The organism is Cupriavidus sp. P-10, assembly GCF_003402535.2.
Taxonomy (GTDB): domain Bacteria; phylum Pseudomonadota; class Gammaproteobacteria; order Burkholderiales; family Burkholderiaceae; genus Cupriavidus.
The window spans coordinates 2,004,887-2,019,745 of sequence record NZ_AP025171.1; the positions used below are offsets into that span (position 1 = coordinate 2,004,887).

The 14,859-nt window shown below is 61.0% G+C and carries 10 protein-coding genes; 3 read left to right on the forward strand and 7 right to left on the reverse strand.

The window, feature by feature from the left end; translation table 11 throughout:
• The first annotated feature begins 162 nt into the window (after positions 1–162).
• The 3 genes from CTP10_RS25945 (at position 163) to CTP10_RS25955 (ending at position 3,468) form a co-directional block, all read left to right on the forward strand.
• Positions 163–918: a TerC family protein gene (locus CTP10_RS25945; RefSeq protein WP_116321760.1), complete on the forward strand. Its 756-nt coding sequence runs from the start codon at positions 163–165 to the stop codon at positions 916–918.
• 130 nt (positions 919–1,048) lie between these two features.
• A complete protein-coding gene (locus tag CTP10_RS25950; protein WP_116321759.1) occupies positions 1,049–2,650 on the forward strand; it encodes a glucan biosynthesis protein in 1,602 nt (533 codons plus the stop codon).
• A gap of 125 nt (positions 2,651–2,775) precedes the next feature.
• A complete protein-coding gene (locus CTP10_RS25955) occupies positions 2,776–3,468 on the forward strand; it encodes a GntR family transcriptional regulator (protein ID WP_029047007.1) in 693 nt (230 codons plus the stop codon).
• A 16-nt stretch (positions 3,469–3,484) separates the two neighbouring features.
• On the opposite strand, the gene CTP10_RS25960 is transcribed toward CTP10_RS25955, so the two are convergent.
• The 7 genes from CTP10_RS25960 to CTP10_RS25990 form a co-directional block, all read right to left on the reverse strand.
• Complete coding sequence (locus CTP10_RS25960; protein ID WP_116321758.1) at positions 3,485–4,372, reverse strand: EamA family transporter; 888 nt, start codon at positions 4,370–4,372, stop codon at positions 3,485–3,487.
• 233 nt (positions 4,373–4,605) lie between these two features.
• A complete protein-coding gene (locus CTP10_RS25965; protein ID WP_116321757.1) occupies positions 4,606–4,791 on the reverse strand; it encodes a hypothetical protein in 186 nt (61 codons plus the stop codon).
• 205 nt (positions 4,792–4,996) lie between these two features.
• Complete coding sequence (locus CTP10_RS25970) at positions 4,997–6,325, reverse strand: TniQ family protein (protein ID WP_116321756.1); 1,329 nt, start codon at positions 6,323–6,325, stop codon at positions 4,997–4,999.
• A 32-nt stretch (positions 6,326–6,357) separates the two neighbouring features.
• Positions 6,358–7,497 carry a TniB family NTP-binding protein gene (locus CTP10_RS25975; protein WP_147316253.1) on the reverse strand — a complete coding sequence of 380 codons (1,140 nt, stop codon included), beginning with the start codon at positions 7,495–7,497 and terminating at the stop codon, positions 6,358–6,360.
• A gap of 187 nt (positions 7,498–7,684) precedes the next feature.
• The gene (locus tag CTP10_RS25980; RefSeq protein WP_116321754.1) at positions 7,685–10,552 is read right to left on the reverse strand and encodes a hypothetical protein; all 2,868 of its coding nucleotides are present in this window, start codon (positions 10,550–10,552) and stop codon (positions 7,685–7,687) included.
• 845 nt (positions 10,553–11,397) lie between these two features.
• Complete coding sequence (locus tag CTP10_RS25985; RefSeq protein WP_147316252.1) at positions 11,398–12,963, reverse strand: hypothetical protein; 1,566 nt, start codon at positions 12,961–12,963, stop codon at positions 11,398–11,400.
• A gap of 238 nt (positions 12,964–13,201) precedes the next feature.
• The gene (locus tag CTP10_RS25990) at positions 13,202–14,035 is read right to left on the reverse strand and encodes an AAA family ATPase (RefSeq protein ID WP_116321752.1); all 834 of its coding nucleotides are present in this window, start codon (positions 14,033–14,035) and stop codon (positions 13,202–13,204) included.
• Between the last annotated feature and the right edge of the window lie 824 nt (positions 14,036–14,859).

Consider the following 14,859-nt stretch of genomic DNA (forward strand, 5'->3'; position numbering starts at 1 on the left):
GATTGGATGTTTTGATATATCACATACTATATTCCACTAACGTGCAAAACAACCTTTATCTTCGCGGACACATTTCGGCAAGCGGCGCTGCGCTAACATGAAGCTTCGTGCGCCTGGAACGATGCCTGGGCGCCGGCTGCTTACTGACACCGGAGCCCGTACATGGAATCGTCGCTGGCATTGCTGCAGGACCCCGCCGCATGGGCGGCGCTGGCCACGCTGGTGGCCATGGAAATCGTGCTGGGGATCGACAACCTGATCTTTATTTCGATCCTCACCAACAAGCTGCCCATAGAGATGCGCGAGAAGGCGCGCAAGATCGGCATCAGCCTGGCGCTGCTGATGCGCCTTGGCCTGCTGGCCACCATCGCCCTCATCGTCAAGCTGACCGAGCCGGTCTTCACGATCCTTGGGCAGGGCCTGTCGTGGCGCGACATCATCCTGATCGCCGGCGGCGCCTTCCTGGTGTGGAAGGCCACCCGCGAGATCCATCACCACGTGACCGCCGAGGAAGAAGGCGAAAGCAACGGCAGCGGCAAGGTGGTGCACAGCTTTGCCGCCGCGATCGGCCAGATCCTGCTGCTGGACCTGGTGTTCTCGATCGACAGCATCATCACCGCGGTCGGCATGACCGAGCATGTCCAGATCATGTTCGTCGCGGTGATCGCCGCCGTGATGGCGATGCTGTTCGCCGCCACGCCGCTGGCCAACTTCATCAACCGCAACCCGACCATCGTGATGCTGGCACTGGCCTTCCTCATGATGATCGGCATGACGCTGATCGCCGAAGGGCTCGGCACACATGTGCCGAAGGGCTATATCTATACGGCGATGGCGTTCTCGGCCGCGGTGGAAGGGCTGAACATGCTGGCGCGGCAGCGGCGCCTGGCGCGCCGCGCGCGGGGCGAGTCCCGCTGAGCGTCCGGCGGCACAATGTGACTCGCGTGCCGCCGCAGGCTGTAACAGACGGTGTCCGAACTTTTCCCGGGAAACGCCGTCTTTTAGAGTGCTCTGCTCAACCCCGGAAACAAAAGGACGCTTTCGCCACATGATGAACCGCCGAACCCTGCTGGTCTCCGCCACCGCCTCCGCCGCCCTGGCCGCGCTGGGCATTACCCCATCGGTGCTGGCGGCCAGCCGGATCAAGCTCGGCGAGGCCCAGCCGTTCGGCTTCGACGCCCTGATCGAGCGTGCACGCGCCCTGGCTGCCAAGCCTTACGCGCCCCCGCCCTCACCGCCGGCCGACGTGCTGTCGCGCATCGACTACGACGCCCACGGCAAGATCCGCTTCCGCACCGACGATGCGCTGTTTGCCAAGGGTCCGGGCCAGTTTCCGGTCACCTTCTTCCACCTCGGCACCTTCTTCCGCACCCCCGTGCGCATGCACGTGATCGAGCGCGGCAAGGACGGCGCGGGCCGCGCCCGCGAGATCGTCTATGACGATGCGTACTTCGACATGCCCGCCGACAGCCCCGCGCACAAGCTGCCGCCGGGCAGCGGCTTTGCCGGCTTCCGCTTCCAGGAAAGCCGCCTCGGCGACCAGAAGACGCGCGACTGGCGCAAGAACGACTGGGTCGCCTTCCTCGGGGCCTCTTACTTCCGCGCCATCGGCGACCTGTACCAGTACGGGCTGTCGGCGCGCGGCGTCGCCATCGACGTGGCCGAGGCAGGCAAGTCGGAGGAATTTCCGTCTTTCACCCATTTCTGGTTCGAGACCCCGGAAGGCAACGGCGATACCGTCACCGTCTACGCCCTGCTCGACGGCCCCAGCATCTCCGGCGCCTACCGCTTCGTGATGCAGCGCGCCAAGGCCGTGATCATGGACGTGGAATGCGCGCTGTTCCTGCGCAAGGACGTGGGGCGCCTGGGACTCGCGCCGCTGACCTCGATGTACTGGTTCTCGGAAAGCATCAAGGGGGTCGCCGACTGGCGCCCGGAAGTCCACGACTCTGACGGCCTCGCCATCTGGAACGGCGCCGGCGAGCATATCTGGCGCCCGCTCAACAACCCGCCGCAGACCACGGCATCGGCATTCTCCGACGACAACCCCAAGGGGTTCGGCCTGCTGCAGCGCGACCGGCTGTTCGACCACTACCAGGACGGCGTCAACTACGAACGCCGCCCGAGCCTGTGGGTCGAGCCGCGCGACGGCTGGGGCGCCGGCACCGTGCAACTGGTCGAACTTCGCACCGACGACGAGATCCACGACAACATCGTCGCCATGTGGGTTCCCAAGGCGCCCGCCAAGGCCGGCGCGGCCTACCGCCTGCGCTATCGCCTGCACTGGCAGGCCGACGAACCGAACCCGTCGCCGCTGGCGCGCTGCGTGGCCACGCGCCTGGGCAACGGCGGCCAGCCGGGGCAGCCGCGGCCCAAGGGCGTGCGCAAGTTCATGGTCGAGTTCAAGGGCGCGCCGCTGGAAAAACTGCCGTTCGGCGTCAAGCCGGAAGCCGTGCTGACCGCCTCGCGCGGCACCTTTTCCTATGTCTTCACCGAAGCCGTGCCCAACAACGTCGCCGGCCACTGGCGCGCCCAGTTCGACCTGGCCGCCGACGGCAAGGAGCCGGTCGACATCCGCCTGTTCCTGCGCCTGAACGGCAAGCCGCTGTCGGAGACGTGGCTGTACCAGTACCACCCCTACCAGTCGTAAGCCCGCCCAGGGCGCAGCCGGCAGCCGGCGCCGCTTTGCAGGATATTGCGACGCCGTGATGTCAGGCGCGCTTGAGCGGGTATGATGGCTGGCTACGACAGTCAAACCGCACCAGCCAGCCTCACATGATTTCTCAAGAGTTTGCCGGTGCCGCCGACGGCGGCCAGGCTGCATCGCTCCCGCGCTCGGAGCGCGCCTATCAGCAACTGCGCGCCGCCATCCAGGCGGGGCAGCTATCTCCCGGCACCCGGCTGCGCGAAGTGGAACTGGCGGAATCGCTGGGGCTGTCGCGCACGCCGGTGCGCGAAGCGCTGTCTCGGCTGGAATCCGAGGGCCTGGTGGTCAACGAGCCAAACCGGGGCATGATGGTGACCCAGCTCGACGCCAGCATGGTCAGCGAGCTGTATGTGATGCGCGAGGTGCTGGAAGGCACCGCCGCGGCCCTGGCCGCGCGCCATGCCACCGATGTGGAGATTTCGCTTCTGCGCGATATCGTCGAGCGCGACCTGGCGTTCGCCGACGATCCGGACCGGCTGGCGCAGAACAACCGGCTGTTCCACGAGACCCTGCACCGCTGCGCCCATAACCGCTATCTGCTGAAGAACCTGCGCTCGCTGCATGAATCGATGGCGCTGCTCGGCCGCACCACGCTGGCAGTACCCGGCCGCGCGCGCAGCTCGTATGAAGAGCACACCGCGCTGGTCGAAGCGCTGGAAAAACGGGATCCGGCGCAGGCCGAGCAGATCGCCCGGCGCCATATCCAGCAGGCCTACAAGGTGCGGCTGTCGCTCTGGATCCAGGAACAGTCGGGTAGCTGAACCCTGGGAGCGGGCGTCAGGCAGCCGCTTGTGCCCGCTCCGTGCGCAGCGTGCCGACGCTCAGCACGGCCAGCGCCAGCAGGATCAAGATCACCGCATACAGCGTCTGCGGCGCGATCAGCTCCCCACCCAGCCAGGCGCCCATCGCCAGCGCCACCGGCGGATTGACGTAGACGTAGCTCGTCGACAGCGTCTGGCTGACCGTCGCCACCAGGTACATGTAGGCCGAGAACGCCACCAGCGAACCCGCCACCACCAGATAGACCCAGGCCCAGCCAGCCTGCGCGCTGATCGACGACAGCGACGCCGGCCACGGCTCCTGCCGCAGCGCCGACAGCACCATCAGCACCACCCCGCCGATCAACATTTCCGCGGCAAAGGCCGCGGCGCCCTGCGGCAGTTCGAGCCGGCGCACCAACTGCGAGCCGAACGACCAACTCGCCACCGCCAGCATCAGCGCCACCACGCCGCCCGTGCTGACGCGGAATTCCGCCCCCGCGGTCAGCACCAGGATGCCCGTGCTGCCGATTGCAATCGCCACATACTCATACCATTTCGGGCGCTGGCCGAAGCAGGCTGCCCAGATCAGCGCAAAGATCGGCATCGAGCCGATCATCACCGTCGTCGCGCCCGAGGAGATGGTCTGCTCGGCAATCGCGGTCAATCCCATGCCGCCTACCAGCAGGAACAGCGCCGGCACCGCGCAGTTGCGCAGCAACCGCCACGACGGCATCGGCGTGCCGCGCCACGCCAGCCAGGCGCTCAGCAGCAGGCCCGCACAGAGAAAGCGCGTACCCGTCATGAACAGCGGCGGAAAGCTCTCCAGCGTAAAGCGGATCGCCAGGTAGGTCGTACCCCAGACCACGTAAGTGATCAGCAGGCACACGAGGACAAGCGGGGGCATGGTCGCGGACGGTTCTGCAAAGGCATCCAAGATAGCCCCTGGCCGCGCCGCGACAAAATGAAAAGGTCTGGCAAGCCTTGTCAGAGTTGCTCACAAGGCACGTCGACCTGCAGTGCGTGAAACGCGCAGGCAAAACAAAACCGGCCGCGTCTTGCCCATCGCGGGCGCGCGTCTGGCCGGTTCTCAACGCAGCCACAAGGGGCCGCGGGTACTGCAATACTGCTGGAAACTGCTTAGCCGTTGGCGTAGACCACCTTGGCCTTGCGGGCTTGCGACTGCAGGCGAGCAATGGTTTCCTGCACGGCGGCGATGGCACGCTTGGCGTCCTGCACGAAGCCCAGGCTTTGCTTGCCCAGCTCACGCTCGATGAGGTCACGTTCCAGTTGATCGGTCAGCTTGATATCGGATTGGGTGTTCATGGCTTCCTTCCTTGCTTGCTTCGAGGGATTACCCTCATGGGGTTTTCCCGAATTGTAGCAAAGGAATTGTCGCATTGCAGCATTAGGTGATAGTACGTATGCGGGAAAGCAACGGTGTGTTAACTGAGGACACCAGGCAAAGGATGTCGCAAACGACAGGCTATGCCTTGTCAAAAAAAACGACACGCTATGCCTTATGAAAGCCCTATAGATGGTCATAAAAGCACTTTCGAATCATGTCGGCTGCTTCCATGCCTCCATAACGGGGAGGCAGCACTAAGTACTGCTTGACACGATGGTGAGTTGGGGAGTAGCCGTCGGCGATAGCCTTGCGCCCCGCTTCCCGCACCAATCTCTCGAGTTCCTCCAACCGGTTTTCCGCCTGTGTCCGCCGATGGAAATTTCTTACCCCTTGGCAGAGCTCCCATACAGAGGAATGCTTCTCCGAAAGATATGCAGCAGACACACCGAGACGCTTGCTTAGCATTTCCCCCGAGACGACGCGGCCACCATTTCCCAACTCTCGATAAGCATCCAGCACCTCTTGAGCACTACGAGTTGAACCCCTAGGGCGCACAGGCTCATAGGCGAACGTTGGAGCAGAAAGAACCTTACTCCCCACTTCGCCTCGGACAATCCCTACCAGCTCGGCATGACTATGAGCTGCGAGCGCCAGTAGCCCCTGGAGGTTAGGGCAGATGCGCCCAGCCAACCAAGAGCGGACAGTGTCGAAGGTCATACCGGTTTCGTTTTTCCGTTCTCTGTCCCATTTACCGGCTCTTTCAATACATTGCCGAATGCCGTGACGGAGGCTTAAGGCAGAGAATTCGCCACCGCTGGAAACGAACGAAAGCAACGCTCCCACCTGGCTCGCAGCCCAGACCTCCTTCTCTGTAGCGACATCTTGCTTCGGTCGTTGGCATTGCATACCAATAGAGCCGCAGCGCGGACAGACACCACTAAGCTGTACCGTATGAGGTCCTTTCGCCCAGTGTTCACCCGGTGCGCCACACCTTGCCACGCCCAATTTCTTGCCATGGATAGGACAAGCTTTCACTGCCTTAAAGGACCACAGAACACGTCCGAAAAGCACATCCGCTTCGATAGCATCTTTCAGACTGGCAAATCCAGCCAAGTCGGCTGCAAAGCACTCGAAGCAGAATTGCTGTGCTCGGCATGCCAGTCCTGCGCTGCCTAGCACCGCAGATAGACGAATCAGACTAGCTGTCACTGCAACGATTTCGCCCGTGAGCTCTACCAAGCGTTCGGCTAAGATCTTCAATACCAAACTGTCCGCCCCGATCGAAAACGTCTTCGATGCCAGGGCGATAGGCGTACCCGTTGCTTTCAGGCCCGACGCCTGCAAGGTCGGTTTGATATAGGAATTGAACAAGACTCCCGGTGTCACGCGATGCTTAAACGCGAGCCGCCGAAAGACACTCTGCAAGGATTCCAGTTGTGAGGTTCCGACACCCTTCCATTGAATCTCGTAGAGCTCGGGATGGTCTTTCGGGACGTAGAGCATTCCGGACATGACTTTCTCTCCCTTACGTTTCTGCGTCTGGTTCAGCGGCTTTGCGATCGACTTGTGGCAGGTTCCTTGCCCCGCTGGCTGCTAGTAGGGAACTTCTTGGGGGGATCGACCACGATGTCCCGAGCCATCCACCCGTCGTCAAAGCCTCGGATGCGCTCCTCTTGTTCTTCAAACTCCGCCTTCATTCGCGCGAGCTTTGCCGATTGGAGCCTGCAATCGCTAAAGTATTCGTCGTCCCATTGACCGTGGTTGGCATCTTGTTTTTGCGCCAAGGCAGCACACAGCTTCTTGGTCGCTCTCATGTTGCCCAGGCATTCGGTATAGAAATGATCCACGTGCGCCGCCAGGTTCGGACGTTCCCGATAGGGCCATTGATTCTGGATTCCAACCAGGATCTCGCTGTACGCCTCCTTTTCTTCTTTGTGCCATCCTTCCTCTTCTTTCTCATCATCGGGGCATCCCGACTTTGCCCCATACCTGGCGAGATAGAGATCCGAGCCTCGTAGCTGGATCTGCGCATAACCATCGACTGCCTCGAGCATCTCGAAGCCACCGATGATGATGATCTTTGGACCACAGTCGTCCGCACAAGATTTGATGGAATCCAGCGTCGCATGCTGATCCCCGAAGCGGAGCAGATGAAAGAACTCATCAAGGGCCAGCGCGAGAATTTGACGATTTTTAAGGGCAGTCATCATTTCCTTCTGCTTGGCACTGACCTTCTTCGCCTCCCGCTTGGGAAGCATCACGATCCGTCCGTCTATCACCTCATAGGCGACCTTCTGGTCCTTCATCTTTTCGTTGATGGCGTCCAAAGCCAGGTCGTAGACCACACTGGCTTCTGTCTTTTGCCCTTTGAGGGCAGGGATGCTTAAGGGCAGGATCCCCCCGGGAAATCCATAATCTGCCGAGACAAGCAGGTCAGCAACCAGTTCGAAGACGAGGGTTGACTTCCCGACGCCGCTGACCCCCGCCAGGGAAATGATTGACACATCATTGCAGGGACATAGCAGCTCCAGCATGCGATTGGCGACGTCCTCAAGGTTACGGTGCTTGATGCGCAGTCCGCGGAGGTGCCGGATCTTTTCTCGCAAGGGCAGCTCATACACGAGAGCCATCTTCTCGGCAAAGGCCTCTTCCGCTTCCAAGCTTTCCATTTCGGGATTTGTCATTGATGTGCCTCCTATAAGCGTACGCAAATAAGGGCAAGCAACTCACCAGGCAGATTCGCCAGGCAAGGGTCGCCCCCCGACATTCCGTCGATTTCTCCGAGCAGGATTTAAAAGAATGGCTAAAACGTAGTGCCCTACTTCAGAACTACCACCAAACCCATGGCCTACGGCAACCACGATATGGCAATCATGAGAACCCTGACCGCTTCCAGGCGTCGTCCGGCACGATGCGCGTCTTCCGCCGGGGGCGCCCAACCGAGACAGATGTCGCAGGCGGTTTGGACGGCGGCGGCGTAGTTTCGCCCGTAGTTTCGCCGTTTGAAGCAGTCGGTCCGGTGTCGATTGGATGCTCCTCTGCCGCACTGCTTACAAAAGACGCTGATTGCAGCACCGTAGACGAAGTCGTGTCAGCAGTCGGCTGTGACCTACTGGGAAGACGATCTGCCCCCGCATATAGGGGACGGCCCCTGGAACTGCTCAATGGCTTTTCCACGCCAATGCGTACGTTTTTGCCTTCGACGTCGATGTTCAATCCAAGGTGGTCGAGCAAGACCTGCTCTTCCTGGCACTCTAGAGTGAGAAGGCGAGCATCGAAATTCTCCGGATGCAGCATCCGCTCTTGGAGATAGCAGGCGTATTCATTTGTCTTCGACTTGCGGCTCGCAGACGTCGCCAGCTTCTTCCACTCGCTGTGGGCGATGGCCGCTTCGTGCCATGTCCACTTTCGATACGGCTGGAGATTCCGCGCAAAAGCCGCCCGCCATCCATTCGTTGTTTTCACGTAAATCAGATTTGCGCAATGTGGCTCGACTCGAACCGGCAGCTTCGAACCTGCCTTCGTATTGGCAATCGCCGCGTTGGTGAAGTATTGTCCATCGACAAAGACGCCCTGCGGTTCTACCGTACGCGTGGCACTTTTGAAGATCGGCGCCGTCATCACGACGAGGTCAAAGTCGTAGGACACGGGCAAGAAATCCCTACTGCCGCAGTACTTGCGTAACTCGTTCTCGTGCTGCTCAGGCGTTCTGCCCGTTTTCACATGCTTCTGATGCTTGGCACGGAGCTCGAAGAAGTAGTCCTGATACGCCAGATACAGCGCAGGCAGCGTCCACTGTGCGTCATCCCGCGGCAGCTTGCGGCCCGCATAGCGGCGGGCCGCTTTCAAATGGGACGTATTGCCCTGCATTTGCTTGTCAACTTGCTGCTCCCTGGCTCGGTTCTGTGACTCAATCGGCGAACCGGAGCGGGGATCTGAGCCCTTGCGTTTCCGAATCGTAATGCCAAAGGCCTCTTCCAATGCCGCGACGCTCTCGGTATGCAGATCAACGCCGCCGTCCACCACGAATGTCTTGGCCAAGCACCCCCATCGCTTGACGTATTCGCGGATGGCCATCAGACAAGAGCTGGTGTTCGGAGGCCGAAAGCTCAAGTACATGGCGCGACAGCGTCGGACGCTTGCGTCCCAGATCACCGTCAGCCACGGCCGCCCCAGTTTTGTACCGTCCTCCGCGATCGCGAAGACATCCACCTGGGTGTGGTCAATATGGCAAACATCGTGCGGCAACTCACCATGAGGAGATCGGCGGACCTCCATGCGGCCCGTCAGGTTGCGTAAATGGTAGGCGCCCCTTCGCCCATGCTTGTCGACGGGCGAACTTACGCGATCGATGCGCTCACTCGCTGCCGCAAAGCTCATCGGATCCTCGCCCACCGCTGTCTTCGGATCGCGGGCAAGATAGACCTTATAGGTTGCAGTCTTGGTGGCGCTCGGGGTGCGGTCGTGCACCTCCCTCACAATCGCGGCGAAGAACGCTTCATGTACTTCTGTAAAGCGTGCTGCGCGATTGCCGACGTGATTGCTTTTGCCAAGGGCAACAATCTTCCAAAGGCGTGTGCGGACCGCCGCTGCGAGTTTTGCCCACCGCTGCTTCGTTCTCACATTGACGGGCGCGAGCTTCTTTTCATTGGGCCCTTCGAGGTAGCTCAATCGTGCGATGCCGCGCTCACGCTCCTCGTGGGACAAGTCAACATATGCCGCACGCATCTGCTGGTGCGCCGGCCCATCGTGGTAGTCTCTGCCCGCACTGTTCGCTTTGAGGATAGCCAGCTCTTCCCGGGTGACCATCAACGCAATATCGCCCGCCCCTTGCAGCAAGACTTCGTGCTCGTCGACGAATTGGACGACATACGTGTACCCATGGTATTTGACGAAGTCTCCGACCTCGACGATGCCGTCTCCGGGCAGCGGGAGCGGCTGCAGCGGTTCTTGCGCGGCCTGCCAATCTACAAGCAGACCGCGATCCCGGTAGATCATGACGTCCGGTGTACTGATCCGCTCGTGAATTAGGTCCGCAACAACCAGACCCTCTACCAATGCGCGACGGATGACGTTCCCGTCAATCGAGAACTTGTCAACGCATTCGCGGACACTCATGAATCCGTTGGCGTCGAACACATCGAGAATGGTTTGTCGCGCATCCTCGGTCAACGGGGGCCAGACACCATCCTTGTAGCGTTCGAGGTCCTTGATATTGTCGAGCAGAACGTAGGGAATTTCCGCGGTGGACCGGATCTCGTAGCGCAGTCCAAGCGCGGCATAGGCCCGCTCCGCGTCCGGCCAACTCCAGTCGTGCGTCGCTGGATTCTGAATGAGACCTTTTCCCTTCTTCTGTCGCTTGCGCAAGTCGCTGTCGGACGCGAAGTCCATCACTACGAAGCCGGATTCCCGAAGCACCACGTAGTCGGGATCATGCCGGCTTCTTCCCGTCGCCTTGCCGTCCAAGTTCTGGCTTACCCAGCCATATTCGAATGGCTGCGGCCACCATGCCAATATCGTGGGATCTCGCTCGAAGCACTCGGCAACTGCCGCGAGATCGTGGTGACCGCTCAAAGCCATCCGCCGCCCCGTCTTTTCGCTGAACCAGTGGTCCACACAGCCGTTGGTCGGCCGACGCAACGCAGATGAATCCTTTTGCCACATGCGTTGAAGCAGTGCGGCGGCATGAAACCCCACGCGATGCTGGATCAGTGCCGCTTGAAACGCTTCCTCTCGCATCCGCAGCTCCCTTTGCGAAGACTTTTGGCCCGGGCATCCAGCATGTTCTCAGTGCTGGTGCCAGCGAGCCATCGTGATTTCATCAACGTCTCGTACTGATTGCACGTCCGCGGCAAATCCGGACAGCACCGTTAATCGTGCTCGAAACGCGGCGACGGCCGAGCACGTCACCCACTGAACAAGTCAACGCAACCTCGCTGGAGTTGCGCCTGCGGCTGCTCCGGACTCATCCATCCGAGCCTAACCGGAATCTGCCCAGCAGTCGGAACATTGTTTGATCGCGATCGCCTGCAGGCGCAACAGGGATCGCGTACTGGAGACCTAGATTGCCGTACTAGCACTAGGCGTCGAGCCACGCCAGTGAAAAAATCCGGATCGCACTCCCCCAGTATTCCGCCCTGATCTTCTCAGCAGCGCGGATGGGCTGATGACATCGAGGACCGTCCCAAACCTGGCCTTCCCCGCCAAGCATTTCGAGCCCGATTTCCGGCAGCGTCCCCGCAATGCCTTTCTACAATCGGAAGACCGCGCTCTGGCGAGTGATAAGCAGAGCCAAATCGTTGTTCCGTCAAACGCGAGTATTGCCGGTACCACATACACCGCAGTAACGCCTCGCTGTGCGGAAGACTGCCGTACCGGACCGAGTGCCACCTCAAACTAGTCTGATAACAGCATGATGGCTATCGCGCTGTCGTTGGCGGCTCATTCCGTGGCCTCGTCCGGGCCGGCAATGGTCGCCCGGGCGCACGACTTGGTGCCAGTCGGCGCCATCGGCCGTCACGACCCGGGCCCCGCGGTCCTGGCCCTCACTCACGACTTCGTCACAACTGATCTGGCCGCTCATCTCACACACCACCGACTCTTGCATCGTCGGGATCGACGCCGCCCACGGCGGTGCGCTGCCGCCGGCGGTAGCAGTGCAGGATCAAATGTGCTTGGATTCGCGAGCGGAATGTTGTGAAGCCCATCGGCCGCGGAGGTGTCTCTCGATCCTCGAACAAGCGCGACAGATACAGCAGGTACATCGCCCGAAACGTCGGTCTCCCGCCGTGGAAGTAAGCGTCCTCGATAGCGTCTCGAACGAGCGCCTCATGCCACTCCGGAAAATATTGACGAGCGCGGGACCGTTGCTGCGCGCCCGTCGCCATTGGTGCAATTTCCTTCAGGCCAACACCTGCCGCGGCCATGTCTGGCCGCCAGGGGATCACCGGTCCGACCCCATGCTCTCGCCGCTCGCTATCCGACATGTTTCCCCCTTTTTTACGTACGCCCTTGGCGGGAACGGTTGGGTCGTCACGCAGGTCCCTGTCCCGATTCTCGATGGCTTTGGCGATGACCTTGCCGTTGTAGTGGGTGGGCATAGCTCGTCCGGCCAACAGGCTGGCCTCCGACGGATGTCGGCCCGTGGTGTTGCGCACTGCGTACTGCACCATCTCTAGCGGGAACGCCTTCTCATAGTGCCCGCCCCCATGAGCCAGAACCCGATCGCCGTCGACTCGCACGACCACAAATCCTTGACCGTCGAAGGCGAATACCATACCGACATACACACCATCCCGGACAGACATCGGCACGAGGCCACGCTCCGGTACTCGGAGTTGCGCCACCGGCAGATAGCGTAAGTCCGCCACGATTTGCGGGGCCGGCGTGCCGCTCAGACTGAAGTGAAGCAGGTCGGCATGCAGGACACCTGCCACGATCCCTCGCTTCACCGTGTCGACAGGGATGTCGAACCTATCGCGCAACATATCCATCGGAATGACTGGGATGACGGCAAACAGATCGGCGATCTGCTTGCGAACTTCATCCGTCAAGCCCGGATCCGACGACACACGATAGCGATCAAGATCCCGCTGATTGATAACCCATAGATACGGTATCTCGGCATCGGAATGCAGTTCGTATGCCAAGCCCTTGTCCCGGTAGTAGCGCTCGAGGTCTGGGTAATGCCAGGCATATGGGCTTTCCGTGTCCTTGTGGACCCGCCCTCTGGCCGCTTGGCCAACGAGGTAGCCTTCATCTCGCACATCGATGACCACAGGACGGTCGGCAAGGATCAAGAGGAATGCGGGCTTGTGGGTGAAGCGAGCAAGCGTCATACCACTCTTGTCACGAAGGTGAAGCGTATGCTCGAACGGCTGTGGATAGAACGCGAGAACGTCGCTACGCCGTTCGAACATTTCCGCCAACGGCGCGGCGACGGTGCGATTTGGGAGGGCGATCATGCGCCCTCCCATTTTGAGGCTTGGCTGTCGCACCTCGACACCCTTGCCACGCCAGCGCAGTGTTCCGAGGTCGCGCCCGCGTGCCTCCTCGACCAACTCCAAGCCCAATTGCGAAATTTGCCAACCACTCGAGATGCGATAGAAGGATGTCTCGTCCACGACGCCTCCGTCGATGTTCCAGTTCACGTACGATCCGCAGCAGAAAGCCAAGAGCGAATTGCCGCCACGTTATTCCCACAGGATGGATCGCCCCCCTAGCGCCGGATCTACATTCGATTGATGTGGAGCATCTCGCACTGGCCAGCGACCCGCGCGCGCCCCTTGCAATGCCATCCACGGAACCCGCCGCAATACGGCGCGGCGACGTTTCCCCTCTTGCGCCGCGCGCACGCAGTACCGGCCCACCAGCAAGCGACGGTCAGTTTCAATCGCCGAGGAACCCGTCATCCCACTTCCCACCGTTTGACGCTTGCTTGCGGGCCAAGGCCATATAGAGCTGCTTGGTCAGCGCCATGTTCCCGTGGGTACGCGAATAGAAGGCATCCACTTTTGCCGAGAAATCTGGCCTGTTTACATATGGCCAATGGTTGCGCAGACCATTCAGGAGATTTCGGTATGCGGCGTTCGCTGAGCCGCCTCCGGAGGGCGCGTCCGGCGACACCGGCTCTCGCCGCGGCGTCCCGTAGGCACCAAGGCGAACATAGGCCGCGCGATGCCAAACACTCGCCAGTTCGGCGAACACGTTGTCCAAATTGCTGTTGCCGACAAAAAGGACTTTGCGCCCAACGCCATCGTTCCATGCGAGGAGTGTCTCCAGGGCGATTTGCTGCGCGCCGGAGCAAGGCAACCCGACGACGTCGTCGATGACCAGAATGCGGGGAATGCAGCGTTGCTGCTCCGCCAGTCTCGTCCGCCGCGTCCGGCCCGGCCCGTCAACCACCCCCGCTGCATGAGCAAGCTGGTCAACGACATGGCGCACCGATAACACGTGCGGCGCGCGTGGCCATGCGACAAAGGCCATGTCCGTCCCCCCACCCGATTCCTCCTGAAGGTGCTTGACCAGCGAGGTTTTCCCCACCCCTGGCGGCCCCCCTAGCAGAATCGTCGACATCCCATTCTTGGGATGAAGCCACGCCGCCAGGCTGCGCGCGGCCCGCTCAAAGCGGGGGTGTCTCAGCACCACGTGATCGAGATAGGCGATCTTGTCCTTATCCGAGAGCCGGTGGACTTGATCCATGGTTAAGGAATTGTTCGCCATGGTGACCTCCTGTTGGCAAGGAATGGTGGACGTAGCGCTCACGTCTACTTGCGCACGTTGACGGTGACCGGCTCGGACGATGGGCGCGCACCATGTCTCACGGTCTGCGAACTGATCCACATACGGACACGGCAACGAAAAGCGGTGTAGCTCATGGCCCGCGTATCGGGCAATTCGGACGCCGACAGTTCGCAGCAATACATCCGGTAGGCATGCCGCATCGTTAGCCTTTGCGTGTCGGCATACGCCCTATTCAGGACGTCACGCAACAACCTGTCGTGATCGGCCGAAAAGCGTGGCATACGGTTGCCGCTGGGCGACTGCTCTGCCGAGACAGGTCGGGCGGGTAGGTCTTGCCGCGGGCTTTTGAAGCCTGCGTAGCAGCGCGCGGTACTCTGGCGAGCCGGGGTCCGAGGCAACAGCGTGTCGACCTCTCGAGCCAGATTCCGTGACGTGCTGGACGAAGCGGATCCGCGATCCGAACGCTTGTTGGGCATGACACGCTCCTTGTCGCGCCAGAGTCAGGGATGACAGCAGTGTGGGCCCCTGCCGGCGCGCGAGGCGAAATCCGACGACTGGAAGCATGAGGCGCTTCGACCTCCAACACTTGCCACTGCGACAAGAGAACCTGCAGTGCAGACTCGACCTGCATGATCGCTCCTCGCCAAAATCAAAACCGGTCCATCGACTCTTCGTGACGGCCGCACAGGCGCACATGCGTCTGCAAACGGTTCGGCGTCATAGGCCGAACCGCGTACACGAAAACCCCCGTGCGGTTCGGACGTCCGTCGCTCTACGGCTACGCCCTACGAGAGGGCAGCTTT